Annotated in this window: 20 protein-coding genes; 8 read left to right on the top strand and 12 right to left on the bottom strand. The window is 58.8% G+C overall.

The window, feature by feature from the left end; genetic code table 11:
- Positions 1–69: 69 nt before the first annotated feature.
- A complete protein-coding gene (locus AAAT03_RS08505; protein ID WP_349103102.1) occupies positions 70–1698 on the bottom strand; it encodes an amidohydrolase in 1629 nt (542 codons plus the stop codon).
- 315 nt (positions 1699–2013) lie between these two features.
- Entirely contained in the window at positions 2014–3006 is a 993-nt protein-coding gene (locus tag AAAT03_RS08500) for a helix-turn-helix transcriptional regulator (protein WP_117774347.1), read from the bottom strand.
- Between the two features lie 128 nt (positions 3007–3134).
- On the opposite strand from AAAT03_RS08500, the gene AAAT03_RS08495 reads away from it, so the two are divergent.
- Positions 3135–3326, top strand: coding sequence for a hypothetical protein (locus AAAT03_RS08495; RefSeq protein WP_117774346.1), 192 nt, complete (start codon positions 3135–3137; stop codon positions 3324–3326).
- Between the two features lie 35 nt (positions 3327–3361).
- Here AAAT03_RS08495 and AAAT03_RS08490 read toward each other — a convergent pair whose 3' ends face one another.
- The 5 genes from AAAT03_RS08490 to ptcA all read right to left on the bottom strand — a co-directional run bounded on the left by AAAT03_RS08490 (position 3362) and on the right by ptcA (position 9536).
- Positions 3362–4771 carry an APC family permease gene (locus AAAT03_RS08490; protein WP_117774345.1) on the bottom strand — a complete coding sequence of 470 codons (1410 nt, stop codon included), beginning with the start codon at positions 4769–4771 and terminating at the stop codon, positions 3362–3364.
- A complete protein-coding gene (locus AAAT03_RS08485; protein WP_147327489.1) occupies positions 4761–4943 on the bottom strand; it encodes a hypothetical protein in 183 nt (60 codons plus the stop codon). The genes AAAT03_RS08490 and AAAT03_RS08485 overlap by 11 nt, the downstream gene beginning before the upstream one ends.
- Before the next feature lie 374 nt (positions 4944–5317).
- The gene (locus tag AAAT03_RS08480) at positions 5318–6523 is read right to left on the bottom strand and encodes an agmatine deiminase family protein (RefSeq protein WP_117635777.1); all 1206 of its coding nucleotides are present in this window, start codon (positions 6521–6523) and stop codon (positions 5318–5320) included.
- Positions 6524–6890: 367 nt separating this feature from the next.
- Positions 6891–8330, bottom strand: a complete 1440-nt coding sequence (locus AAAT03_RS08475; RefSeq protein WP_349103101.1) for an APC family permease — start codon at positions 8328–8330, stop codon at positions 6891–6893.
- Positions 8331–8462: 132 nt separating this feature from the next.
- Entirely contained in the window at positions 8463–9536 is a 1074-nt protein-coding gene (ptcA, locus tag AAAT03_RS08470) for a putrescine carbamoyltransferase (protein WP_117736104.1), read from the bottom strand.
- A gap of 329 nt (positions 9537–9865) precedes the next feature.
- Here ptcA and AAAT03_RS08465 point away from each other — a divergent pair, with 329 nt between their 5' ends.
- Positions 9866–10831, top strand: coding sequence for a LuxR C-terminal-related transcriptional regulator (locus tag AAAT03_RS08465; protein ID WP_349103100.1), 966 nt, complete (start codon positions 9866–9868; stop codon positions 10829–10831).
- Positions 10832–11161: 330 nt separating this feature from the next.
- Here AAAT03_RS08465 and AAAT03_RS08460 read toward each other — a convergent pair whose 3' ends face one another.
- The gene (locus tag AAAT03_RS08460; protein WP_349103099.1) at positions 11162–13366 is read right to left on the bottom strand and encodes an ABC transporter permease; all 2205 of its coding nucleotides are present in this window, start codon (positions 13364–13366) and stop codon (positions 11162–11164) included.
- Positions 13356–14141 carry an ABC transporter ATP-binding protein gene (locus tag AAAT03_RS08455; RefSeq protein WP_349103097.1) on the bottom strand — a complete coding sequence of 262 codons (786 nt, stop codon included), beginning with the start codon at positions 14139–14141 and terminating at the stop codon, positions 13356–13358. The genes AAAT03_RS08460 and AAAT03_RS08455 overlap by 11 nt, the downstream gene beginning before the upstream one ends.
- 148 nt (positions 14142–14289) lie before the next feature.
- Between AAAT03_RS08455 and vsr the strand changes: the two genes are divergently transcribed.
- The 3 genes from vsr (at position 14290) to AAAT03_RS08440 (ending at position 17383) form a co-directional block, all read left to right on the top strand.
- Positions 14290–15276, top strand: a complete 987-nt coding sequence (gene vsr / locus AAAT03_RS08450) for a DNA mismatch endonuclease Vsr (protein ID WP_349103095.1) — start codon at positions 14290–14292, stop codon at positions 15274–15276.
- Positions 15277–15773: 497 nt separating this feature from the next.
- Positions 15774–16703, top strand: coding sequence for an AraC family transcriptional regulator (locus tag AAAT03_RS08445; protein WP_158564428.1), 930 nt, complete (start codon positions 15774–15776; stop codon positions 16701–16703).
- Between the two features lie 56 nt (positions 16704–16759).
- Complete coding sequence (locus tag AAAT03_RS08440; protein WP_089572377.1) at positions 16760–17383, top strand: HAD family hydrolase; 624 nt, start codon at positions 16760–16762, stop codon at positions 17381–17383.
- 322 nt (positions 17384–17705) lie between these two features.
- On the opposite strand, the gene AAAT03_RS08435 is transcribed toward AAAT03_RS08440, so the two are convergent.
- Positions 17706–18563 (bottom strand): class II fructose-bisphosphate aldolase, encoded by an 858-nt coding sequence (locus AAAT03_RS08435; protein WP_022095149.1) that lies wholly within the window; start codon positions 18561–18563, stop codon positions 17706–17708.
- Positions 18564–18898: 335 nt separating this feature from the next.
- Here AAAT03_RS08435 and AAAT03_RS08430 point away from each other — a divergent pair, with 335 nt between their 5' ends.
- Complete coding sequence (locus AAAT03_RS08430; protein ID WP_055252581.1) at positions 18899–19702, top strand: DeoR/GlpR family DNA-binding transcription regulator; 804 nt, start codon at positions 18899–18901, stop codon at positions 19700–19702.
- A gap of 59 nt (positions 19703–19761) precedes the next feature.
- Here AAAT03_RS08430 and AAAT03_RS08425 read toward each other — a convergent pair whose 3' ends face one another.
- Together AAAT03_RS08425 and AAAT03_RS08420 are read right to left on the bottom strand one after the other, a co-directional pair.
- Positions 19762–20922, bottom strand: a complete 1161-nt coding sequence (locus AAAT03_RS08425) for an FprA family A-type flavoprotein (protein ID WP_349103092.1) — start codon at positions 20920–20922, stop codon at positions 19762–19764.
- A 129-nt stretch (positions 20923–21051) separates the two neighbouring features.
- The gene (locus AAAT03_RS08420; RefSeq protein WP_349103105.1) at positions 21052–22038 is read right to left on the bottom strand and encodes a LacI family DNA-binding transcriptional regulator; all 987 of its coding nucleotides are present in this window, start codon (positions 22036–22038) and stop codon (positions 21052–21054) included.
- A gap of 383 nt (positions 22039–22421) precedes the next feature.
- Between AAAT03_RS08420 and AAAT03_RS08415 the strand changes: the two genes are divergently transcribed.
- Both AAAT03_RS08415 and AAAT03_RS08410 read left to right on the top strand, forming a co-directional pair.
- Positions 22422–23627 carry a galactokinase family protein gene (locus AAAT03_RS08415; protein WP_349103091.1) on the top strand — a complete coding sequence of 402 codons (1206 nt, stop codon included), beginning with the start codon at positions 22422–22424 and terminating at the stop codon, positions 23625–23627.
- Positions 23618–25246, top strand: a complete 1629-nt coding sequence (locus AAAT03_RS08410; protein ID WP_349103090.1) for a UDP-glucose--hexose-1-phosphate uridylyltransferase — start codon at positions 23618–23620, stop codon at positions 25244–25246. The genes AAAT03_RS08415 and AAAT03_RS08410 overlap by 10 nt, the downstream gene beginning before the upstream one ends.
- Positions 25247–25447: the final 201 nt, after the last annotated feature.

Genomic DNA, 25447 nt, shown 5'->3' with positions numbered 1-25447 from the left:
TGAATGGATGGATGAATGGATGGGCGGCACGCACAGGCTGTGGCACCGCCCAGCGATGCAGCAGCCCCGCTAGGCCTCGTAGACCACCTTGCCGGCAATCATCGTGAGAGACGCCGTGGCCTCGAGGACCTCAGCCGGTTCGCAGTCAAAGAGGTTGCGGTCGAGCACACAGATATCAGCCTGTTTGCCGCATGCGAGCGTACCGATGCGATCCTCGGCATGCATGGCGTAGGCGCTGCCGTAGGTGTAGGCGCGCAGGGCCTCGGCCATGGTAATGCGCTCCTGGGGGAACCAGCCCTCGGGGTTGGAGCCGTCCTCGAGCATGCGGAAGACCGCGCCGTACACCTCCTCCATGGGCTCCAAGCCCACAACGGGGAAGTCGCTGCCCAAGTGCACCACGGCACCGCTGGCAAGCAGGCTGTGCAGGGGCCACGAAAGCGCTGCACGCTCGGGGCCCACGGCATCGTCCTTGGCAAGGTCAGCCATATCGAGCAGCATGTGCCACGGTTGCATGCCGGGGCATATACCAAGCTCCGCGTAGCGCGGCAGATCCTCGGGCTGAACCGTCTCGTTGTGCTCCATGGAGTGGCGGCAACCCCGCTTACCATGCAAGCGCTCGCCCTCCTCAAAGCAATCAAGCACAAAACGCACCGAGCGATCGCCGATCGTATGGACGCGCGTGTCAACGCCCCATTCCTGCGCCCTGACAATGGCGGCACGGATGCGCTCTGGATCCTCCGCGGGCTCACCGCAGGTATCGGGCGCATTGCTATAGGGTTCAAGCATCCAAGCGGTGTGGTCGGAGCACACGCCATCAAGAAACTGCTTAAAGCCGTGCCACTCGACCTGCGTACCCGAGAAGGCGTATTTCTCCTTGATCTGCTCGAGCGTTAAGGACTCGTTTTCGAACAGATCGGTGTACAGGAACACGCGCAGTGGCAAGTCGCCCTTGGCATTAAGACCTGCCAACACCGCATACGGGTTTTCCATGCTCACAAACGTAGGATTGACCATGCCGACCGTAGTGATTCCCAGGGCATTGGCGCGCCGGGCGGTTTTTGCAAACGACGCGTCAACAACCTCGGGCGCTGGGTCGTAGACCTCGTCCATAAAGAAGACGCCGGCGTTGTTGGAAAACACGCCCGTCAGATTGCCCTCGGCATCCTTAAGGATCTTGCCGCCTGCGGGATCGGGCGTCTGCGAAGTTACTCCCACCTTGTTGATGGCGCAGGTATTGGCACTAAAGGTATGCAGGTCAACCTGCTGCAGAAAGACCGGGCGGTCCGAGATGTACTCATCGATCATCGCGGCTGTGGGCATCTCGGGGACATCCCACTGGAACTGGATAATCTGGCAGCCCAGAATCCACTCGTTATCGGGATGGTCGGCCGCAAACGCCACGACACGTTCCATCGCCATCTCAAAACTGGTGCAGTCGATGAGGTTGACGGCAAAATCGGGGTCGGTCATAAACGCGCCCTGGGCAAAATGCGTGTGTGAGTCGATCAGGCCGGGCATGACGAGCTGGTCGCCAAAGTCGCGCACCTCGGTATCGGGACCGATAAACGGTGCCAGGTGAGCATCGTCACCGCAGGCAACAATCTTATCACCGCGCACGGCAACGCCGCCCTTAAACGGCTCGAGCCCATCGCCGGCAAAGACGGCGTTGCTCTTGATAACTACATCAGCCTTGTCCATGTGAGCCTCCTCAGGCATCTTTGGTTGCAACGCGGACGCACCGCCCGCGTGGGCACTCGGTTGGGAGCGTAGCGCTCCCGCATCGGCGCGTGCCTACAAGCCGTGCTCGGACGTCTGTCCCACGTCCGCGGCTTCGCGCTACACCCATTGATACACAGGGGCAAATCCGTGCCAAGGCCAGGGATCGCAAACGGTCAGTTTAAGCAGGTTTACACGCTTTACCTGCAGGTTTATTGTCTGAGATTATTACCGCGTCATTACGCCCAACGGCGTGCCCGCCCACACGGCAAGACCCGCATGCAAGGAAGAATAGGACTAGGAACGCCAAAAGGCATCTATGAGGTCATCTCGGTTGGAGACACCGCTTTTAACGTAGATGCGATGCAAGTGCGCCTTGACAGTGCCAGGGCTGATGACCAACTCGCTGGCGATGTTTTGGGCGTCGTTGCCCTTCAGCACCAGCGTGAGCACCTCCTGCTCGCGCCGCGACAGCTTACGGGCATCGGCATAGATCACAACGCGTGATGCTAGATCGTCCCCAGAGCGTGCGCTCTCGGCCGCCACGTCCTCATCGGCACGCGGATGACGGGCATACACGCGCAGGATATGGCTAAACTGGCAAAAGAGTTGGACCGCGCATGCCACGAGCAGCACGTTTTCGGAGATATTGCGCTCGGACAGATACCACAAAAAGAGGCTGATGACGGGGTTTTGAGAGTCGGGGCGGCAGAGCAAAATCATGTAGGTGTCCTCGGCGATTACGCAAAACGCAAGAACGAGTGCCACCTTCCAAAAGAGCTTTGAGCGGTCGAGGTCGAGTTTCTCAACACGCGTGGCCCTGTGCCGGTAATGCCAGGCGGCATAGGCAAGACATCCTACATTGCCCAGGTCACGCGTGAGCCAAAAGAGATACTGCTGCATCTCTCCGGCAGCACCGCTGCGAGGCACCAGCACCAATTGCAAGATTGAAAACGGCACGATAACAAGTCCGAGCATGCGCGACGTCGGCCTTTTGCGCAAGCGCGCAAACATCCACAGCACAATGCAAGCATAGATGGCAATACCGAGCACGCAGCGCAGCAAGGGGTGCTGCAGCGGCTCGCTAAAGGTAACGGCGTAGTCATATTTGAGCCGAGTGTACTCGTCAAAAAAGATGACCGACATATCGAGCATGTAGAGCAAAAAGCCCGCCGCGGCCACTAGGCTGTCGCGACGGTGCGTCATGAGCCAAACCACCAATGCCACGGCACTGGTCACCAGAGCCACACCCATGATAATCGTGGTGTAGATATAGAACGCGAAACTCATGCCCGCCTCCCCTGTCTAGATGCTGTGAGGATGTTGACAGATTCTTTGCCGCAAGATTAGACTCACCGATTAAACGTACTGTATCGTTTAGATAAACAAGCTGTGTCTCACCGATGAAAGGAGATGCCATGGCACCGATCGCTCCGCTCAAGATGCTCGTCGCGCCCGCCGCCAAGGCCATCACCCGACTCGGTTCTTCCATGACCTACGACGATGTCCCCTGCGCCGTTGAGGCGCGTTCGGACAGCTGCCCCTACCTGGGCCACGTCCCCTACTTTGCACCCAAGCTCGCATCTGATCCCGAGCAGCGTGAGCAGTAATCCAAGATGCATCTAGCACCGCACAACTCGCGGCGCTACTGTTTTGGCGCAAAGCGACCTGTCCCCCTTGCGCCAACGCCGGGATTGTCGATGCTGCGGCCGCGGCGCGATATGAGGCGCGAAACCTCGCCCAGCAACACGCCGATCACCACACCCATGAGGATCGGCAACTTTGACATCTCGGCGGGCGAGCTGTTAAGCGGCACGATTGTCGCAACAATCGAAAGCACGAGCTCTACCACCGGCACCGCAAGCGCTACCGCAAGCACCTTGCCCTCGAAGGGCGCGCGGAACACACGTGGGCGGTCGTCGTATTTACGCAGGCGCCAAAACGCCGGGAACATCGGGATATAGCTCATGAGCAGAAAGACGACGTTCATCGAGAAGAAGACCCAAAAGACGTCGGAACCTTCGCCCAGCGGAATCTGAAGTAGCAGCACCAAGCTGGCAAAACAACCGTTAATGAGTGCTGAGCCGTTGGGCATGCCGGTCTTCTTGGACACCAGCGCAAAGGGGCGCGGCATGTTGCCGTGGCGCGCGGCATAGCTCGCCACGTTGTTGACGCCAAAACTCCAGCAGATCATGTTGGCGAACAGCGTCACCAAAAAGGCCACGCCCACGACCATCGTCAGCGGGTGAGCGCGCCCCACCATGGCGGCAACCGCGTCCACAATGCCCGAATCGAGTGAAAGCTGCTCGGTGGGAACCGCGGCTCCAATACCGATGCCACAGATAATGTAGATCGCCGCGATGGCAACGCCACCGGCGATAACCGCCTTGGGGATATCGCGCGATGGGTTCTTCATCGTGCTGGCAAAGGTCGCGACCACCTCAAAGCCCATAAAGTTGAATAGGATGATTGAAAGATACGTCAGTGAGTTAGTGTCTCCCAGATCGGGGACAAAGGTCTTAAACGACATATCGTTGGCAAAGCCGTTATTGCAGGCAAACCAGATGCCGACGATTCCCACCACGGCGGTAATGAGCACCTTGATGACGGCGCCGCCATCCATGACCCAATCGGCCTCGGCCACCGGCTGCATTGCCATGACCGTGACGCCCCACACAAAGGCAAGCTCGATGGCAATTCGGACCCCAAGCGAAAATTCGATGCCCCATACCGCATTGATGACACTGGGGAACATGCAGGCGATACTTGCCACCCACAGTGGAAAGTTGACCCAATAGCACCAGGAGCAGCGGGCGCCCCAACGGTCGCCCAAGCCCAGGCGAACCCAATCGTACAGACCGCCCTCGGAATCGAACGCCGTACCGAGCTCGGCCACCACCAGGCCATAGGGAAGCAAAAACGTAATGATGAGGAAGATCCACCAGAAGAACTGCACGTTACCCATGGCAGATGCCGGAGCGGCCGCCTCGATGGTAAAGACAACGCAGATAACCGAGAGGATGACCTCGAACAGGGAGAACTTTTTACCTGCCACGACACGCTCCCCCTACAGCAAAAAGGATGGCATCTGTACCGAAGGCGCAGCCCAAGGTAGGGTTGCAGGCCGCGTCACCGGTGCAGGTGCCATCCCAAAGAGAAGAGAGGATGCAATTGTTGGACCAACGCTCGCGGAACAGGCGCGTGTAGATAACGATACGCTGGTACATAGATACTCCGATCAAAACGGCCGCGATTGCGACCGGAATCTTTTGGCAATTGAAGACGCGTCTGACCTGGGATATTCAAGCGAACAATTGGCCTAACCCGCAATAAATCCCAGATCAGACGCGTACTCAATCAAAGAGGCGGGCACTCCGAAGTGGAGGCAACGGAGTGCCCAAAGAAAAACCCAGCCGACCAAGACATCGAATAAACCGACCATCAATGCCCCGAGATGGTCACGGTGCGATTCATCGACTGTCCGATTGATTGGCTGGGTTTCCGAGGTGCGGCAGATTGCCCTGAAAGAGGAGGGCATAGACCTTAAGGGTCATGCCCGACGATTGAAGGGCAAGGTGCCGTGCCTCGGGAAGCCAGACAATTACGCGGACGGCTCCTGCTGCGTAATGCAGTGGATGTTGCCGCCGCCGAAGACGACCTGCTCGGACTGGACGCCGACGCACTTGTAGACGCCCTCGCCCCAGACCTCGTCATAGATCTTCTGGAGCGTGTCGACGGCCAGCTGGTCGTTCTCGTCGCCGTACTGCGGGACGATGACGCCGTGGTTGGTGACCAGGTAGTTCATGTAGGACGCGATCAGCGGCTCGTCGGGGACGCGCGGCTCGGCGTTCTCGTCGGCGTCGATGGTGTCGCAGGAGGCCTGGTCCATGAACAGCGGGTTCACGGGCATGCAGAGCTTGTAGACCTTCATCTTGCGGCCCTTGGCGTCAACGGCGTTGGAGAGGGTCTCGTAGGCAGCGTGGCACTGCTCGTAGAACGGATACTCGGGATCGTCGGTCCAGATGCAGGCCATGACGCCCGGAGCGATGAACGTGGCAACGTCGTCGATATGACCGTTGGTCTCCTCGGGGTCGATGCCCTCCTTGACCCAGATGACCTTCTCGACACCCAGGTAATCCTTGAGGTGCTCGTCCATGTAGGCGCGAAGCTCCTCGCTCCAAGGCTCAAACTTCTTGTGGAACTTGGGCCAGATGGACTCGGGATCCTCTTCCTCCTCCAGAACCGCAGAGCAGGTGCGGCCCGGGGAAAGCAGGCACTGGTCGGTCACGACAAGGGTGCCCTCGCCGTCGACGGTGATGGAGCCGCCCTCGAGGATCATGTCGTCGGGACGATAGCGACGGCAGCCGGAGAGCTCAGCCATCTTGAGGGCGATCTGCTCGTCCTTGTCCCACGGAAAGTACAGGCCGTCGACGAGGCCGCCGTAGGCGTTGAAGTGCCAGTGGTTGGCGCGCTTCTCGCCCTTGCCGTTGATGACGTAGGTGGCGGCGGTGTCGCGGAACCAGGCGTCGTCGGTGGTCATCTCGATAACGGTGACGTTCTCGTCGTTCTCGAAGACGGCCTTGCAGTTGGCATAGTCGACCTGGTTGGCACACATATAGACCGGGGTGAACTCGGAGATGGCGCGGGCGATGGCGGCATACTGCTTCTGAGCCGGCTTGGCGCCGTGGGCCCAGGTGTCGGTGCGGTGGGGCCAGCCCATCCACACGCGATCCTGCGGGGCGAACTCGGCGGGCATAAAGAAGCCGTCGGCCTTGGGGGTGGACTCGGACTCGGTGATCGTACGCATAAGATTTCCTCCAAATCGAACGATCGTTTGCCGCGGGCGGATTACCCGCAGCCTAAAACCAAGAGATAGTGGGCGCCCGTCCCCCGGCAAAGGTCGGGGCGCCCGGTGCCGGTTTTCACGGAGCCGCACCGACGAGCGGCAACGTAACCAAGTGCGTGGAGACAAACGCACGAAGGATACGAGAGAGAGGTTGGGGCGGGCGGTGGTTACCGGAGCTATCGCTCGCACCCGCCCCAGGAAATAGTGAGCAAATTTGTCGCTTTGGGCACGCCCTCGAAGAGGCTAGAGTGCCTGGAGTCGGGAGCGACAAGCCCGACGAAGCGCACGTTGGTACGCGAGGAGGGTTGGAGCCCCAGAACCGGGTGCTCTAGTTCTCCTCGGCCTCGGCGGCCTCCTCAGCGAGACGCTGAGCTGCCAGCTCGGGAGTGAGGCCCTTGTACTCGGTCTCGCGGCCCTTAGCGCTGACGACGCGGACAACCTCGCCGATGAGCAGAAGCACGATGAAGATAACGATCATCGGGAGCTTGTCGCCAATTTCAGCGGCAGAGAACGGCACCAGCGTTGCAACGATGGCCAGGATCAGCTCGATGCAAGGGATGGCCAGCATGACCTTCATCATGGCACCCTTAAACGGGAACGTGAAGATGCGCTCGCGGTCGGGGTCGTTCTTGCGAAGGTTGAGGAACGCCGGGAACATCGGGATGTAGGTCAGCAGCAGGAAGACGACGGAGGTGCCGAAGAGCATCCAGAAGACGCCGTTGGAGATGGCATCGATGGGAACGAGCTGCAGGCACAGCACCAGGGAGGCAACGACGGCGTTGACCAGGTTGGCACCGTTGGGCATGTCGTCATCAGAGATCATCGAGGCGAAGACCTTGGGCATGTTGCCGTGCTCGGCAGCGTAGCGAGCAACGGAGTTAACGCCGAAGGACCAAGCAGCCATGTTGGCGAACAGGGTGATCAGGAAGGCAATGCAGATGACCTTAAAGATCATGGAGTCGCCCACCATGGTCTGGACTGCATAAATCATGCCGTAGTCGGGGTCGATGGAATCGGCCGGCACAGCAGCGCCGATGCCAAAGCCAGCGAACAGGTAGATCACGGCGATGGACAGGCCACCGACGATGATAGCCTTGGGAATATCGCGAGCGGGATCGGCCATGTCATCGGTCATGGTGCAGATGACCTCGAAGCCCATGAAGTTAAAGATGATGATCGACAGGCAACCGAGAGCGTTGGTGTTGGTGAGCTCGGGCAGGAAGGTGGCAGCGGACATGTCGTTCGCAAAACCGTTCTCCATGGCATACCAAATGCCCAAAGCGCCAACGATAACGGCGACGGCGACCTTGATGATGGCGCCACCGTTAAGGACCCACTCGGAGTCGGCCGCCTTGGAGCGGCCCATGAGGTAGACGATCCACACAAAGGCAAGATCGATACCCATCTTGGCGATCAAGTTGAACTCAACGCCAAAGACCATGCCCAAAATGTCGGGGAACATGGTAGCCAGCGAGGCAATCCACAGCGGGTAGTTGACCCAGTAGTAATACGAGATGCGGGCGCCCCATTTGTCGCCCAGGCCATCGCGTACCCAGTCGTAAATGCCGCCCTCGCCGTCATAGGTGGTGCCGAGCTCGGCAACAACCATGCCATAAGGAAGCAGGAAGGTCAGGATCAGGAAGATCCACCAGAAGAACTGCTGGTTGCCAATGGCAGCAGCAGGAGCGGCGGCCTCGCAAACGAAGACGACGCAGATGATGGTCGAAATGACCGTCAAAAAGGAAAGCTTTTTCTTTCCGTCGCTCATGATGAGCTCCTTCGCTCAGTCTTGGACAGATCCGAGGCCCAAGGTACTAAGGCAATTGCCTGAGCCTCGGTGAGCGGGCGACAGGAGACGAGCATCCGCCGCCCGCAAACGTGCGTTTAGCAGGCTTAAGGCTTAGAGCTGCTCGAGAGCCTCGAGAGCGGCGTGAAGCTCGGCCTTGGCGGAGTACTCGACACCCTCGTCGTTGAGCGGGGTGCGCTTGCCCAGGGCAGCGAGGAGAGCACGGATGGAGTGCTTGCGGTTCTCGGCCTCGACCCAGCACAGGGAGCGCTCGGGATCGTCCATAACCTCGTCGACGACTTCCTCGTTGCGAGTGGCCGGCAGGCAGTGCATGAACTTGGAGTTGGGGCCGGCGAAGTTCATCATGTCCATGGTGACCTGATACTTGGGGTAGAACACGTCCATGTAGTTCTCGCCCGAGACCTCCTCGTCGTACAGGCCATACCACACGTCGGTGTAGATGAAGTCGGCGCCCTTGATGCACTCGATGTCGTCGGAGATGACGACGGAGCCGCCGGAGACCTTGCAGTTCTCCTCGGCGATGGCCATCATCTGCTTGCCGAACTCGGCGCGCTCCTCAACGGTGCCAACGTGCAGGCCGCCGTCGGGGATCTGGTGGCCCTTGGGTCCAAACTGGACAAACTTCATGCCGACCTTGGAGGCGATGAACATGAGGGAGACGCAGACCTGGGTGGCGTCGCCGATGAAGGCCAGGGTGCAGTCCTCGATCTTCTTGCCCTCGGGGAGGTTCTCGAGCATGGTCATGAGGTCGCCCATCTCCTGCGTGGGATGGTTGAACTCGGACATGCCATTGATGACGGGCACAGCGGAGCCCTCGGCGAGGCCGACGACGTCCTTGTGACGGTCAACGCGAGCCATCATGATGTCGAGCAGCGAGCCCATAACGCGAGCGGTGTCGCCCAGGGACTCGTGACCGCCGAGCTGGATGGTGCCAGGGCCATAGAACTGAGCATGGCCGCCGAGGTCGGTCATAGCGGTCTCGAAGGAAAGACGGGTGCGGGTGGAAACCTGCTGGAAGATCATGCCAAGGCTCTGGTTGCGGAGCAGGTGCGGATAATAACCGTCAACCTTGATGGCCTTCTTCATTGCCAGGCCAAGATCCTCGATAGCCAGGATCTGCTCTTTGGTGAAGTCGTTGGTGTCGATGAAATCCTTAGGCAGCGCCATGTCGATTCCTTTCCGCCGGTCGTGCCGACTATTGCTATGAGGCGCTCGAACATCACGCCTCGTGTTGACAAGACCATCATTCACCCGTATGCAATTTTTACCTAGTTTATTCGGGATTAAAGACCGTTCACGGAGTTACACCCCCTCTAAACCAATATAAACCCGCAGGTAGCCAGCTTGCAGGGGGTTTACTATCTAGAACCGCGAACGGTATACGGCTATGCTGTATCTCGGCGCCTAATCCGCAATGGAACGAAGGGTTGAGACGTCTATATCCCACAAGGTATACAGGGCTCGGCCATAGATGAAATGAGATGGGACGGTGGCAGATGAACACCCTGATGTTCTTCTATACCCTAGCGATACTCGTGATCTGTATTGTGACGGCAGTGCTTTCGCTTGCCGCCTATGCCTCGTCTCGTCGACGCTTCTTTATCTATGGCAGCGGCGTTTTTATTTGCTATGCCATCGAGATGACCGAGATCTTCTTTTTTGAATACACGTTGCAAAACCAGAGTTTTCCAGCCAGCGACTATTACTCAATTACCATGCCTGTGTTGCGGACCCTTGTGGCGACCGCTTCACAAGCTTTTATCTGGCTCATTGCCATGGACTTGCTCGACAAACATTCAAAAAAGCAGTTTGTTATTCCCGTCGCAACGTTCTTCCTGAGCGAGCTGCTGGTCATTGTCGCTGTCCCCTACGGCCCCATGCATCAATGGCTCTACTACACGATGCGTCAGGTATTCCTTGTATTTGTGGGACTGTATATCTTTTGGACGGCGCATAAAAGCACGCAGGTCGAGCTTAAGGCGCGCGTCAACAATCAACGAAAGCACCTCATTATCGGCGCCATTCTGGTCGGGTGCATCGTTGCCGAGGATTTCTACAACATCCTTGTTGTTCCCATGAGCCTGGCACCCTCTTGGCTGCAGCTGTACCTGTCCGAGCGCAACTTTAGCGAGAACATCTTTGCGTGCTACTTTGCGATTCTGCTGATCATCTATGCCTATCACGTGCTTTCGATTCGCATGCAGGAGGCGCCCGAGGAAAAGAACGTCAGCGATCTTGATCGACACATCGAAGAGCAGATGCCCTTCTATCGCAACGCCTACAAGCTCTCCAACCGCGAAACCGAAGTCATGCGTCTGGTTGTGTTGGGCAAATCGAACCAAGAGATCGCTGACGAGCTCTTCCTTGCCGTGGGCACCGTCAAGACCCATATCCACAACATCCTGGTCAAAACTGAGCAGCAAAACCGCACGACGTTCATCCTCCACTTTTGGAAACGATAACCTACCAAAAAGGGACAGGTTTATTTTGGCAGGTTTTATCTGGGCAAATGCCAAAACCGCCGCGAGGGAGCTACTTTCCCTCGCGGCGGTTTTCTAGCAGTAAAACCAAGTGAGTAGGCTTTTGGCGGGATGCCGAGCACGCCCCAAAACACCACCGCCCTGACCTGCGGTTTTATTGAGCGTTTGGCGCGGTGTGCTCGACAAGTCCAAAAAAGTCTACTCACTTGCATCTGAGAGGCATCCGATAGACAAAAAAACCGCCGCGAAAAGGGTCCGGACCCCGTTCGCGGCGGCTGTTCGCGTTGGTTTTGCGACGGTTTTGCCCGCTTGTTACTCGCTGTAGCGGGTGGCGATGGCAGCTTGTACCATGCCGGCGCTCATGAGGTACGTCACCAGGAAGTAGCCACCATAGGCTGCCAGGAAGATCGCACAGGTGAGGCCCACGGTGCCGCCGATGCTCATATTTCCGAATATGCTCACCAGCTCGATGATCACCTTAAGTGCCACAAAGGAGTGCGCTAGGCCCACTGCCAGCGGGAACAGGAAGAATACCGCTTGCTGCGCCATCACCGAATGGCGAATCTGGCGGTCGTCGCAGCCGATCTGTGCCAGCACACGATAGCTGCGGCTGCCATCGGCCACGTTGGAGAGTTGCTGGATCGACAGAATCGCCGCGCATGCAACGACCAATACAAAGCCGATGTAGATGGCTAGGTAGCTAATAAGACCGTTCATTTGCGCTGCTTGCGTGTACATCTCGGAGCGTGTGATGAAGGTTCCCCACGACCCCGGCTTCTTGCCGTCAACGAGCAGATCGTCGAGCAGAGTGTATTTAATGCTCTCGTCTGCCTCGGTCGTATCCATCCCCTGTTTGTAGTTAACGAGCAGGCTACTGGAATACGGCTGCAGATTAAGTTGGGACAACAGCTCGTCGGCAACGACGACGGTACCCGGATTACTGCCCATCGCCGAGTTGGCGATGGCCGCCGTATCTTCGTCCGACTTATCGGTTGCGGGCTTGAGCGTATGCCCGCCCAAGGTAAGGGCATGGCCACCAGCCATATACTTGGTGTACAGGTCGACCAGCTCGCCGCCCATATCACACGTGAGCAGATACTGGTCGTGACCGATGTGCACCGGCTCCTCACCCATCATCTGACGCAGTTTGTTGTACTGGCTCGCCGGCGTCACAAACAGACCCATCGTATCGGCATTGCTACCCCCGAACGCCTTGGGAAGCTTTTCGCCCATGATCTTGCACATCTCACTTGGGGTCACCGAAGGATTCGAGCTGCCAAACGGGTAACTCAGATACGAATCGATCTGCACATGCTCACCGGCAACATCGGCGATATCGACCTTCTTGCCGGTCTCGTCGTTGTTGTCCGCCGAACTGTCCCTGCCGTGCCATGCGGGGTACAAATCGACCGTTGTATCGGCCGGCACCATGCGATCGGCTTCATCAGACGGATTGACGTACTCTTTGTAGTAGTCGAACGTATCGGGCGTGTAATAGACATACGTCTGAGACACGTCTACAGGGTTATAGCGCTCCAGGTTTTCGTTCATCACGTTGGCAATCGACATACCGCACGTCACCGAGGTGATGGCCAAAAACAGGAGCATCGCGATGACGCCCATCGAAAAGCACACCGTGTTGACCTTGGCCGCAAGCTGGCGCACGGTAAACATGTTGAGGCCGCGCCAATACACGCCGCGCAGGCTCTGCAGCAGCTTGATGAGCATGCCCGAGAGTCCCCAGAACAGGGCAAAGGTGCCCACGGTAACCATAGCGGTCGTAATACCAAACTGGTTCATGGCCTCTTGCAGCTTGCTGTCCGTCGCGGTTAGCGGGAACCCATCACGTAGCAGACGGTAATAGGCCACGCCCACAAGCACCACGCCCACGGCAAAGATGGCAATCGCGATCCAGGGGTTGCGTGTCTTGATGCTCTCGTTGCGACGCTCGGCACCCATAAGCTCGATGAGTTTGGTACGACGCACGGCGCGAAGGTTCAGCAGTAGCGTGAGCACAAACATTACGAGCATGCAGGCAAGGGTCAGGTTGAACGCATGCACCGAGAAAAAGAAGTGGAAATTGGCGATCTGTGTCTTAAAAAGCGAGGCCGTAAAGAACGTCATGAGCTGGGAGAGTCCCGCACCCAGCACAATGCCGACGACAAAGGCCACGACCGATACTATCACGGTCTCGAGCGCCATGATCGTGGCGACGCGCCCGCGCCCCATGCCGAGCACCTGGTACAGGCCAAACTCCTTTTTGCGGCGTTTCATGATGAAGTTATTGGCATACACCATCAAAAAGGCCATGACACCGGCCAAAAAGTACGTCAGGTCGCCGAGCATGCTGCCCATTACCTGCGCCAAGCCCTTTTCATCGATTCCGGCGATGTCGACCTGCATCGAGATGGTGTTAAAGGCATAGAAGACCGTGACGCCCAGGGTGAGCGTCAAAAGGTAGACGAGGTAGTCGCGGCCGGCGCGGCGGACGTTGCCCCAAGCGAGTTTACAGAGCATCGGAGCCCTCACCGCCCATCATGGCAACGACCTCCATAATGCGGTCAAAGAACTCTCGGCGGTCGGTGTCGCCGCGGCGCAGCTCGGTGAAGATCTTGCCGTCGCGAATAAACAGCACACGGCTCGTGTAGCTGGCGGCAAAACTGTCGTGCGTAACCATGAGCACGGTGGCGCGCAGGCGGCGGTTAAGGGCCTCCAGGCTCTCGAGCAGCAGGCGAGCGCTCTTGGAATCGAGGGCGCCGGTGGGCTCGTCGGCCATGATCATGGTGGGGTCGGTGACGAGCGCGCGAGCCGCGGCAACGCGCTGCTGCTGGCCGCCGGACATCTGGCAGGGATACTTGTCGAGCACCTGACTGATGGACAGGCGCGCTGCCACATCCTGCACGCGGGTCGAGATCTCCGCCGAGTTTGTACGGGCGATGGTGAGCGGCAGGGCGATGTTCTCGCGTGCCGTGAGCGTATCGAGCAGGTTAGAGTCCTGGAAGATAAAGCCCAGCTCCTCGCGGCGGAACTGCGAGAGCTTGGCCTGCTTCATGCGTGTTACGTCCTGGCCGTTGATGCGGATGGTGCCGCTCGTAGCGCTATCGATGGTCGAGACGCAGTTGAGCAACGTCGACTTGCCCGAGCCCGAGGCGCCCATGATGCCAACGAATTCGCCGCGGTTGACGGTAAAGCTGACGTCGTTGAGCGCGCGGGTCACGTTGCCCAGCGCTCCATATACCTTTTCGAGATGCGCGACCTCCAGTACCGGGGTCGCCATGTGCGTGGTTTGCATACCGAGTCCTTTCTTGCGATTAGTCTACGGCATCTATAGTCGCAAGAAGCCGAGTCGGCTACCATCGATATGGCTTACGCTTGCCTTACCGTTGCGTAAGGTAAGGATAGCTAGCCTGTCACGTGTTGATGTTGAGAGAGGACTCCTGTTGAAGACTGTTCATGTTGCCGCTGGGATCATTCGCAAGGAAGGATCCGACGAGCTGCTGGCCGTGCAGCGCGGCTACGGCGACATGCAGGGACTTTGGGAGTTCCCCGGTGGCAAGCTCATGCGCGGCGAGACGCCAGAAGACGCCGTGCGCCGCGAGCTCATGGAAGAGCTGCAGGTGAAGGTCACCAACCTGCGTGACTTCTACACCGTTGAGTATGACTACCCCGATTTCCATCTCTCCATGGAGTGCTACTACTGCTCGCTAGCCGATGAATCCGATGAACCCCAGAAGCATGACCACCAACTCGATATCCGCTGGATTCCGCGTACCTCGCTTGCCACGGTGGAGTGGATGCCCGCCGACAAAGGGCTTATCGATGCTCTGATTGAGTTGAAGGAAGATCGGCTTGAGACAAGCTCTGCCGATGACGCCGCGCCCAACACAGCCGACAAACCCTCCGCCAAACCCAAGCGCGCACCTAAACGCCGCAGCAAAAAGCGTCCCAAGCCCGGTCTGCTCGACGGCATCGATACCTCGGACCTCTCCACTGACGAGCGCGAACTGGTCCGCCGTCGCGCCGCCATCAAAAAGTCCATGAAGGGCAACAAGCGCGCCAACACCAAGCCCGAGCTGCTCGTTCGCCAGCGCCTGCGGGCAGCGGGCCTTACGGGCTATCGCTTGGAATGGAAGGTTCCCGGCAAGCCCGACATCGCCTTTCCCGGGCGCAAGATCGCCATCTTCGTCAACGGCTGCTTTTGGCACCGCTGCCCCAAGTGCAACCCTAGCCAGCCCAAGCGCAACGTTGAGTTTTGGGAGGCAAAGTTCCGTCGCAACGTCGAGCGCGACCGCGCTGCCGTGGCAGCACTCACTCAAATGGGCTGGACACCCATAACCATCTGGGAATGCGAGCTCAAAAAAGACCGCATCGACGCCACCATGGAAAAGGTCATCGAGCAGGTGCGGGCCGCAGAGCCGCAGAGCTAGGAACGAGCCGCCCACACACCCCACACAGGCGAGCCACATCCGCACCACAAACCTTAGAAAGCCCTTAAGCCCCCAACCTTTCAAGAGTGTTATGTAATGGCTTTGACCTGCGGTTTCATGGTTACACCAAACCAGGTTAAGCCTTTCTTTAGCGCTTCTTTGCGGCAGCCGCGGCATAATACTGCCAGCGCACGGGACCTAGCAGCAAACCCCGAGCGCAACCTTTTGGTGGACATCGAGGAGGCCGCATAAGATGCATTCTTCCAATGACGCAGCACAGCAGCCATCCCTAACACATGCAGACCTTTTCTCCTTCCCCCCGACACAGAGAAACGGTCTCCTCGACTCCCCAATCTCGCAGCCAATGCGCTCAACCGATCAGAGCCTCAACTTACGAGCATCCTTCGAAAAGCTCCAAGCATCCCTAGACAAGGCGTTCCCCGAACAGGCAAGAGCAATCTAAGCCCATCGCGCTTTATACTGATGCCATGCGAAACATGGATCACATAGAATTGCACCGCGGAGGACGCGAGGAAGCGTTTCCCGAGACCGCCGAAGACTGGCCCTATATTGCCGAACGCGCAGAATTCGCTCGCTATCCGGGCAATTCCGTCCCCTGGCACTGGCATTCCGAAGTTGAGCTTTTCTATATGGAGCAGGGAGCGATTGACTATCGAACGCACGCGGCTCATGAGCACGTACGCTTTGAGGAAGGGTCCGCCGGCTTTATCAACGGCGGCGTTTTGCACAGCACGCTGCAATCACCCAATTCGGCGCCAGCCATTCAAATGCTGCATATCTTTCAGCCGTCGATGCTCGGCGATCCCGCGGGACGTCTCCAAAAGCGCTACATCAACCCATTGCTTCAATGTCGAGGCGTCGATGTGCTCAAATGGTCGCCCACCAATCCCGACGATATGCCCTTTATCGATTTGCTGAAGAGCTCCTTTAGCCACGACCTTCAACGGCCGCAGAACGAGATGGCGCTTCGAAATAGTTTGTCAGAGCTCTGGATTCAGATTAACGCCAAGACCGAACCGCTCTTTTCTTCCGACGGCGCCTCTTGGATGACCAGCCGCGACGTACAGTTCAAGGCAATCCTGGACTTTATCCGCGCAAACTATGCAGCCGCTATAGATGTGCCCCAGATGGCATCTGCAGCCGGCGTAAGCGAAAGAGAGTGTTACCGCATTATCGAAACTTGTGCAGGAACGACCCCGGCGGCATATCTACGCGCATACCGCATAAACCGTGCTTGCGAACTTTTGGCACACACCACGCGAACGGTACAGACAGTCGCGCGCCAATGCGGATTTATAACAGCAAGCCATCTTGGCCAGGTATTTAAAGAACAAATGGGGTGCACTCCTTCGAGCTATCGAGCAGCGAGGCAGAATCTCGATAGCACCAGGCAGAAATCCCGCTAACCCTTCTTCTGTCACTGCATCAAACTTGCAGGCAAACAACAGAGAGGAGCAATCATATGAAGCACTTTGACCATATCGTATTTGACGTTGATGGGACATTGGCAGATACAGAAGAAAGCGTTCTGTCATCGCTTGTCCAGATTGTCCAAGAAGAGACCAGCAAAACGCTTCCCCGACACGAGCTTGACTTTGCCCTCGGCATACCCGGCAAGGATGCCCTTGAGAAACTTGGGATCTACTCGCAGGCAACGTTGGATCGCTGGTGCCAAGTTGCCGCCAGCTTTAAAAGCACCATCAGCGTGTTTCCAGGTTTGCTTGAAGTCATCGCAACACTCGCCGATAGCGGCTGCAAACTTGGCATCGTCTCCTCACGTGCGCGCGACGAATACGCAAAAGAAATTGCACCCCTTGGTTTCGATAAGTATTTTGAGCACATCATCCTTGTCGAAGACACAACCGAACATAAACCCGCACCCGCACCCATGCTCGAATATCTCCGACGTGCGGGCGCGAATCCTGGCAACGTCGTCTACGTTGGCGACACCGTCTACGACGAACAATGCGCAACTTCAGCAGGGGTCAGTTTTGCCCGAGCAGCATGGGGATCACACCAAGATATCCCAAACGCCACCTACAACCTCAAAACCCCCAACGACCTACTAACCCTAACAACCAAATAACCCACGCGTCCCACCCTTTCAGTCCCAACACCACAAGGGCGATTGAGCAGAACGGCTTGGGCGGGTCCCCGTACTTAGTTTCCAAAATCATTCCGCAGCGCGAAGGCTTCTTATTATTTTCCGCCCTAACGCCACAAGGGCGACGACCTCGAGTAGGTCAACCTGGGAGGGACGAGGGCTTAGTTCCCCAATCTTTCCGCAGGGGGCAAAAAGCCTCGCCGCGCGAAGTGCGCAGCGAGGCTTTTTGCATGCCCGAGGACGATTGGGGAACTAAGCCCTCGTCCCTCCCCGGGATATGTAGCGAGTCGGAGTACCCTTGCTGTTACTCTGCTTTGCCCACAGAGTTGAGGTTGGTCATGCGGATCTTAACCAGCTCGGTGATCTCACGCATGCCCTCCTTGGCCGGCTTCTTAGGATCGAAGCAGGCAGGGTTCTCGGCCATGTAGGCCATGAAGCCCTTGGTGTAGGCCTGACGCAGCTCGGTTGCGTAGTTAACCTTGCAGATGCCGTTCTTCACAGCCTCGGCAACCTGCTCATCGGGCACACCGGAAGTGCCGTGCAGAACCAGCGGCACGTCGACGGCGTCGCGGATGGCCTTGACCACCGACTGCTCGATGTGCGGATCGCTCGTGTACACGCCGTGGCTGGTACCAACGCCAATCGCCAGCGAGGTGCAGCCTGTGCGCTCGACGAACTCCTTGGCCTCGGCAGGATCGGTGTAGGGGCTCTCGCCCTCAACCGCAGGGCCGTCGTCCTCCTTGCCGCCAACCTTGCCGAGCTCGGCCTCGACGGGCACGCCCATGGCACGGCCAGCATCGGCGACGGACTTGGTCAGAGCGATGTTGTCCTCGAAGGACTCGTGCGAACCGTCGATCATGACGGAGGTGTAGCCCGTGCGGAAAGCCTGCATGCATCGGTCATAGCCATCGCCGTGATCGAGGTGCAGGGCAACGGGCACGGAAGCGCGCTCGGCGGCAGCCTTGACCATGCCGTAGAAGTAGTCCAGACCAGCGGTCTTGATGGTGCCCGGGGTGGTCTGCATGATGACGGGGGACTTGGTCTCCTCGGCAGCGGCCAGAACGGCCATAACAAACTCGAGGTTCTCGACGTTGAACGCGCCGACGGCGTAGTGGCCGGCCTGAGCGTCCTTGAGCATCTTTTCGGTGGTAACAAGTGCCATGAGCGTTTGCTCCTCTCCCTCGCCCGCATCTGGACATCGGGCGTACGTGTCCGCAAGGCGTTTTACCTTGCGTTTTGCTGCGCTCATTGTATGAAATTCAGCAGCTTTGCACGTGCGAGATATTGAGCCCATGCAGGTCAATACAGTCATTTTTGAAAAGCAAACGGAAGAAATTTGAGCCGAGTGAACATGTTCGATATTGAATTTTGGGCGTTCAGCGTCTTTCTTTTATAGAAAAGATAAGTAATCGAAAGGTGTTTTCTTACTCAAAAAGAAAATGAACGAAAATAGAGTCAACACAATTCCTGCAAATTTCAGACGATGATGGAGCAGATATGGCCCACGCAACAACCCGAGCTTTCGCCGACGAGCGTCGTTCCGCCATCATGGAGATGCTCGATCATAATGCCTCGGTGCAGGTAGCAGAAATCGCCCAGACCTTTGGCGTGTCCTCCGTCACCGCCCGCGCCGACCTGGACGCGCTCGCCGAAGCAGGCAAGCTGCGCCGCACGCATGGCGGTGCCGTATCGCTCCACAAACGCCTGACCGTTTCCACGCAGGATCGCCGCATCAACGTCAATGTCGCCGCCAAGCAGGCCATCGCACAAAGCGCCATCGAGCTCGTCAATGACGGCGACACGTTGCTCGTCGACTCGGGCACCACGGCGCTCGAATTTGTCCGCCTGCTCGACCAGCGCGACGGCATCACCGTCATCACGGCCGACATTACCATTGCCGATTACATCGACGAGAGCATGCCCTCAGTCGATGTCGTCATGCTGGGCGGGGCGCTGCGCAAAGGCCATCGTTATTTGTACGGACCGCTCACTATGCAGGCGCTCCAAATGGTCCATGCCGATCTGGCCGTCATGTGCCCCGGCGCCTTTGTCCCCAGCTGCGGCTTTACGACCGACTTTCCCCAGATGGCCGAGACCAAAGCGGCTATGGTCGGTGCCGCCCGTCAAAGCGTCGCCCTCATGGACGCCAGCAAGGTTAACGGACGCGGCATGTACCGCTTTGCCGAACTCGCCGACGTCGACTCCATCGTGATGGACAGCGACCCCGATAATGCCGTCGCCACCTCAATCGCCGAGATCGTCGACAACGCCCGCCCAAATCTCCTCATCGCCGGCGCTTAAACAAAAACCACCACAAAGGTCTCCTTTGTGGTGGTTGAGCATCAGAAGTGAATGTGTCGCTACTTGGACAGCTCGTCGGCGAGAACCTCGATCTGAGCGCGCGAGGCGTCGTTGAGCGAACCCAGCACGGTCACCTTGTTCTGCGCCAGGGTGATGTCCTTCATGCCCTCGAGCTCCTTGGTCATAACCTTGGCAGCGGTGGGCGCCCAGGAGCCGGCCTCAACGAGCGCCACCGTACGGTTCTGATAGGCGTGCTCGGCAAGCGTGTGGATAAAGGTGCTCATGAACGGGAAGATCTCGCCCTGATAGGTGATAGAAGCGAGCACCAGACGGTCATAGCGGAACGCGTCCTCAACGGCCTCGGCCATGTCGTCGCGAGCCAGGTCAAAGACGGAAACCTTCTGGTCGCGGGCCTCGAGCGCAGATGCAAGCTCCTCAACGGCAGCCTTCAGATGGCCATACACGCTCGCGTAGGCAATCGTGATGCCCTCGTCCTCGGGCTGATAGCTCGACCAGGTGTTGTAGGTGTCGAGGTAGTAGCCCAGGTTCTCGGTCAGCACGGGGCCGTGAAGCGGGCAGATGATCTGGATGTCCAGGTCGGCGGCCTTCTTGAGCACGGCCTGCACGAACTTGCCGAACTTACCGACGATGCCAAAGTAGTAGCGGCGAGCCTCGCAGGCCCACCCTTCCGGATCTTCGATGTCATTGGCACCAAACTTGCCAAAACCGTCGGCACTAAAGAGCACCTTGTCGGTGGCCTCGTAAGAGAAAAGCACCTCGGGCCAGTGAACGTTGGGGGCGCCGACAAACGTCAGGCTGTGACCGCCCAGATCGAGCACGTCGCCCTCTTTGACGACCATCTTGCGCTCGGGGTAGTCGGTGCCAAAGTAGTTGACCATCATGCGGAAGGCGCCCATGCTAGCCACAATCTGTGCCTGGGGATAGCGCTCCATAAAGGCGGCGATGCCAGCAGAGTGATCGGGCTCCATGTGATGGACGACCAGGTAGTCGGGCGTACGGCCATCGAGCACGGCCTCGAGGTTGCCGAGCCACTCGTCGACAAAGCCGCCATCGACCGAATCGGCGACGGCAATCTTCTCGCCCAAGATAACGTAGCTGTTGTATGCCATACCATTCTCGGACACGTCGTACTGGCCCTCGAACAGGTCAATGTCGTGATCGTCGACGCCAATGTAGCGGATATCCTTGGTGATCTCCATCAGGCAAAGCCTCCTAGATAGACAAAAGAACCCGTCTATCATAGCACTCGGCAGTATCCCAGCAGCTACCCGCCGACATCCTTACCGATTGTTATTGAAATGCGATAAATCGCCGTTTACCTGCACAAACTATGCGCGCGGTATCGCCGTGCTATGTCGAATGATGAGTTGGCCGGGAATACGAATGGCAACGGTTTTGCCCGCCGTACCCACCTCGGGAACCGCATGCTCAAACACCTCGCGTCCGCGCTGATGCAGATCGAATCGCACGGTCGTGAGCTCGTTGTGTGCCACAAAATCATCGAGCGAATCGTCGACGCCCACCACGCTCACGTCCTCGGGCACGCGCAGACCGCTATCACGCAGCGCGGCAATCGCGCCATTTGCCATCTGGTCGTTTGCCGCATAGATCGCCGTCATGGCTCGGTCGTGCTCGGCCAGAAATCTGCCGGCCTCGTAACCGCTGTTGGCAGACCAGTCACCCTCGAGCGGCGCCTGCGGCTTAATGTGCTTACGCTCAAGCGCATCCTGCCAACCGGCGCGACGAAATTGCTCGTCGACCGAGAACGACGGACCACCAATATAGCGAATCTGCTCGTGTCCCAGCTCAAACAGGTGATCCATAAGCAAGAGCGAGCAGCCGTAATGATCAGAGTCAACTGTAGTCACGCGCGGATGCGCGTACATGGTAACGATGACCGTGCCAATGCCCGGCAGCGGATCAAACGTCTCAAAATCGGGCGCCATGCGACTCATGCCGATAATGATGCCGTCCACGGGCAGCGCGGCCATACGACGCGTGGCCTCGGCAAGCGAAAACTCCTCGGTCTTGGACATCTCGACCAGCGTGATGGCGCAATTATGCTCGCGAGCAGCGCTGGCGATGCCATCGATCATTGAGAGGTTGCCAAACTTGGTGACATCGTTGACGCACAGGCCGACTGAATGGTAACGGCCGTCGCGCAGCGAGCGACCGGCATAACTCGGACGGAAACCGAGCTCCTGCATGGCTGCCTGCACGCGCTGGCGCGTCTGCTCGTTAACGTTGGGCAAGCCGTTGGCGACGCGCGAAACCGTCTGCTGCGAAACGCCAGCAGCACGGGCGACGTCAGCCATGGAGACCGGACGCGTACCTGTATCGTTGGACGGGCGCCTTGCCACTGGATCACCTTCACCCTTGCGAGATCTGAATAGCGTGCATGCCGGCCCGGGCAGAAATACACCCCGCGCCGAGGCCCGCTATCGTCGGACGCATGTTAACGTACTCTACTTTTTCTATCTGCACCTCTTCTGCTTTATAAGTCCATACGGCAGTACCGTTCACGGCTGTATTTCTACCGATTACCAGATTCTCAAAAAGTGACAAGCGATGTGTTATGAGTACGTTAACATAGCCTGTAACGTGCGGTATCGTGAACACTTGGTTCATGCCGCTTCAAGTTGTTAACGTACTCATAACGACGCAAAACTCACCCGTGCGCGCCAAGGAAAGGACCCCCATGACCACCCCCGACGAAAAGACATTCGCCACGCTCACCAAGCTGTTTGAGGAGGAGTTTGGCCCCATCGGCGACCGCCAGGTGCTCTACGTGCACGCGCCCGGCCGTTCCGAGATCAGCGGCAACCACACCGACCACGAGGGTGGCCACGTTATCGCCGGCTCGCTCGATGTCGCCGTTGACGGCATCGCCGTGGCAACCGACTCCAACAAGATTCGCGTCGCCGACGAGGGCTATCCTACGTTTGAGATCACGCTCGACACGCTGGATATTCAAGAGTCCGAGAAAGGCACGTCCGCAAGCCTCGTGCGTGGTATGGCCCACGAGGTCACAGCGCTTGGTGTTGAGCCCCAAGGCTTCGACTTCGCCTTCACCTGCTCCGTTCCCTCGGGCGGCGGCCTTTCCAGCTCCGCTGCCGTCGAGGCCGCATACGGTCGTGCCATGGAAACCCTCTGGGGCGCGCCCGCCATTGAGCCCGTCGCGCTTGCGCAGATGAGCCAGCGCACCGAGAACAACTACTACGGCAAGCCCTGCGGTCTGATGGACCAAGCCGCCGTGTGCCTGGGCGGCCTTGCCTACATGAACTTTGAGGACCAGGCTCAGCCTAAGACCCAGAAGCTCGAGCTCAACTTTGAGGATCACGGCTATGCGCTCGTGCTCGTTAAGGTCGGTGCCGACCACGTAGCCGCCACTGACGACTACGCCGCCGTTCCGCGCGAGATGCAGGACGTCGCCGCCGAGTTTGGCAAGGCGCGCCTGTGCGAGGTCGACGTCGCCGACTTTGACGCCAAGCTCCCTGAGCTGCGCGCCAAGCTGGGCGACCGCGCCTGCCTGCGCGCCGTTCACTACTGGTACGAGAACGGCCTGGTCGACAAGCGCTGGGCAGCTCTGAACGCCGGCGACATTGACCAGTTCCTGGTCCTGACGCGCGAATCCGGCGCCAGCTCCGCCATGTACCTGCAGAATGTTGTTGCCAAGCTGGGTTCCGAGCAGCCTTCCATGTATGCCTTGGCACTGGCCGAGCATGTGCTCGACGGCCGTGGCGCCGTTCGTATTCACGGCGGCGGCTTCGGCGGCACCATCCAGGCCTTCGTGCCGCTCGATCTGGTCGACACCTTCATTGCCAAGATGAACAGCTGGCTGGGCGAGGGCTCTGCCCGTCACTACGCCATCTCTGACAAGGGGGCTTATGCGGCATGGCTGTAATGACCGACGTGCGCGAGGCTGCACAGAGCCTCATCGAATATGCCATCCACCGATCGATGATCGGACAGGACGATCGCATCTGGGCATACAACACTATTTTGGAGTGCATCGGCGCCACGGGCCCCGCGCTCGACATGGCTTGGGCGCTCAAGACCGAGAAGATTTCGCTCTTGCACCCCGATATGCTCCCCGACTTTGACCTGGAGGGCACGCTTGCCGCGCTTTCCGAGGCCGCCGTTACCAACGGTGCCGCCGAGGACACGGCGTCGGGCCGCGACCGCATCGCCATGCACATCATGGGCGTACTCATGCCGAGGCCTTCGGTTGTAAACGAGGAGTTCAACGGACGTATGGGCGTCAACGAGCCCCGTGCCGCGACCGACTGGTTCTACGGCCTGTGCTGCGACGCCGGCTACGTGCGCCGTGCCGCCATCGCGCGCAACATCAAATGGAGCACCCCCACCAACTGGGGCGATCTTGAGATCACCATCAACCTCTCCAAGCCTGAGAAGGACCCACGCGATATCGCCGCGGCTGGTGCCGCAAAGAACACGGGCGAGAAGTATCCCGCCTGCCAGCTCTGCATCGAAAACGAGGGTTATCCCGGACGCTCCGCCGCAGCCGACGGCGGCGCTCACCCCGCTCGCCAGAACCTGCGCATTATCCCCATCCAGCTCAACGGCGAGCGCTGGGGTTTCCAGTACAGCCCGTACGCGTATTTTAACGAGCATTGCATTGCCATGAGCTCCGAGCATCGTCCGATGCACGTCGACCGCAAGGGCCTGACCTGCCTGCTCGACTTTGTGGACCTGTTCCCGCATTACTTCATCGGCTCCAACGCCGACCTGCCTATCGTGGGCGGCTCGATCTTGTCGCACGACCACTTCCAGGGCGGCGCGCAGGAGTTCCCCATGATGCATGCCGCCGAGGTCTCGCAGTTTAGCGTGCCCGGTTTTGACCAGGTCACCGGCACTGTGCTGCAGTGGCCGCTCTCGGTGCTGCGCCTGCGCTCGCATGACCGCGCTCAGCTGCTCGACGCTGCCGAGAAGATTATCCTCGCCTGGCGCGAGTGGACCGACGAGTCTGTGGGCGTTATCGCGCACACGGCCGACGGCGTAGCGCACAACACCGTGACGCCCGTCATCCGCCGCGTCGACTCCCGCGGCAACGCCGGCGGCGAGATTTACGAGGCCTACCTGGCGCTTCGCTGCAACATCACGACCGACGAGCATCCGCTGGGCGTTTTCCACCCGCATGCCGAGTACCATCACATTAAGAAGGAGAACATCGGCCTGATCGAGGTCATGGGCCTGGCCATTCTGCCGCCGCGCTTGGTTCCCGAGCTCGGCGCTGTCCGCGAGCACCTGCTGGCGGCCAAGGCCGATGCCAGCTACGATCTCGCCGGTGCGCTCGAGGGCGATGATCTTTGCCGCAGCCACGCTGCATGGGCCGAGGACGTTTTTGCCCGCCGCGCCGACGAGCTTACGGCCGACAACGCCATCGATATCCTGCACGAGGAGGTCGGCGTGGTGTTTGGCCACGTACTCGACAACGCCGGCGTCTTTAAGTGGGACGAAGCCGGCCGCGCCGCCCAGCAGCGCTTTATCGACTCGCTGTAGCATACGAGTTCGAGCCTCATCAGCGGCCACGACACAACCGCCCACACGACAACGGCGCCCGCCGGCAACATCGCCGACGGGCGCCGTTTTTGAATGTAGTCGTTGGGGACGTTCTTAAACGACTAGTCAAACAAGAACGTCCCCAACGATTAATGACTCGAGCGTGGAAAATCTCCCACTTTGAGCTCGTATGGGCACCAA

Source organism: Collinsella sp. CLA-AA-H167, from assembly GCF_040095305.1.
Classification (GTDB): Bacteria; Actinomycetota; Coriobacteriia; order Coriobacteriales; family Coriobacteriaceae; genus Collinsella.
This window is presented reverse-complemented; position numbering and strand designations above follow the sequence as displayed.

Excerpts from the sequence above, each read along its gene's own strand:
- AAAT03_RS08505 (WP_349103102.1), bottom strand. The coding sequence starts at position 1,698 with ATGGACAAGGCTGATGTAGTTATCAAGAGCAACGCCGTCTTTGCCGGC.
- AAAT03_RS08500 (WP_117774347.1), bottom strand. The coding sequence starts at position 3,006 with ATGAGTTTCGCGTTCTATATCTACACCACGATTATCATGGGTGTGGCT.
- AAAT03_RS08495 (WP_117774346.1), top strand. The coding sequence starts at position 3,135 with ATGGCACCGATCGCTCCGCTCAAGATGCTCGTCGCGCCCGCCGCCAAG.
- AAAT03_RS08485 (WP_147327489.1), bottom strand. The coding sequence starts at position 4,943 with ATGTACCAGCGTATCGTTATCTACACGCGCCTGTTCCGCGAGCGTTGG.
- AAAT03_RS08480 (WP_117635777.1), bottom strand. The coding sequence starts at position 6,523 with ATGCGTACGATCACCGAGTCCGAGTCCACCCCCAAGGCCGACGGCTTC.
- AAAT03_RS08475 (WP_349103101.1), bottom strand. The coding sequence starts at position 8,330 with ATGAGCGACGGAAAGAAAAAGCTTTCCTTTTTGACGGTCATTTCGACC.
- ptcA (WP_117736104.1), bottom strand. The coding sequence starts at position 9,536 with ATGGCGCTGCCTAAGGATTTCATCGACACCAACGACTTCACCAAAGAG.
- AAAT03_RS08465 (WP_349103100.1), top strand. The coding sequence starts at position 9,866 with ATGAACACCCTGATGTTCTTCTATACCCTAGCGATACTCGTGATCTGT.
- AAAT03_RS08460 (WP_349103099.1), bottom strand. The coding sequence starts at position 13,366 with ATGCTCTGTAAACTCGCTTGGGGCAACGTCCGCCGCGCCGGCCGCGAC.
- AAAT03_RS08455 (WP_349103097.1), bottom strand. The coding sequence starts at position 14,141 with ATGCAAACCACGCACATGGCGACCCCGGTACTGGAGGTCGCGCATCTC.
- AAAT03_RS08445 (WP_158564428.1), top strand. The coding sequence starts at position 15,774 with ATGGATCACATAGAATTGCACCGCGGAGGACGCGAGGAAGCGTTTCCC.
- AAAT03_RS08440 (WP_089572377.1), top strand. The coding sequence starts at position 16,760 with ATGAAGCACTTTGACCATATCGTATTTGACGTTGATGGGACATTGGCA.
- AAAT03_RS08435 (WP_022095149.1), bottom strand. The coding sequence starts at position 18,563 with ATGGCACTTGTTACCACCGAAAAGATGCTCAAGGACGCTCAGGCCGGC.
- AAAT03_RS08430 (WP_055252581.1), top strand. The coding sequence starts at position 18,899 with ATGGCCCACGCAACAACCCGAGCTTTCGCCGACGAGCGTCGTTCCGCC.
- AAAT03_RS08425 (WP_349103092.1), bottom strand. The coding sequence starts at position 20,922 with ATGGAGATCACCAAGGATATCCGCTACATTGGCGTCGACGATCACGAC.
- AAAT03_RS08420 (WP_349103105.1), bottom strand. The coding sequence starts at position 22,038 with ATGGCTGACGTCGCCCGTGCTGCTGGCGTTTCGCAGCAGACGGTTTCG.
- AAAT03_RS08415 (WP_349103091.1), top strand. The coding sequence starts at position 22,422 with ATGACCACCCCCGACGAAAAGACATTCGCCACGCTCACCAAGCTGTTT.
- AAAT03_RS08410 (WP_349103090.1), top strand. The coding sequence starts at position 23,618 with ATGGCTGTAATGACCGACGTGCGCGAGGCTGCACAGAGCCTCATCGAA.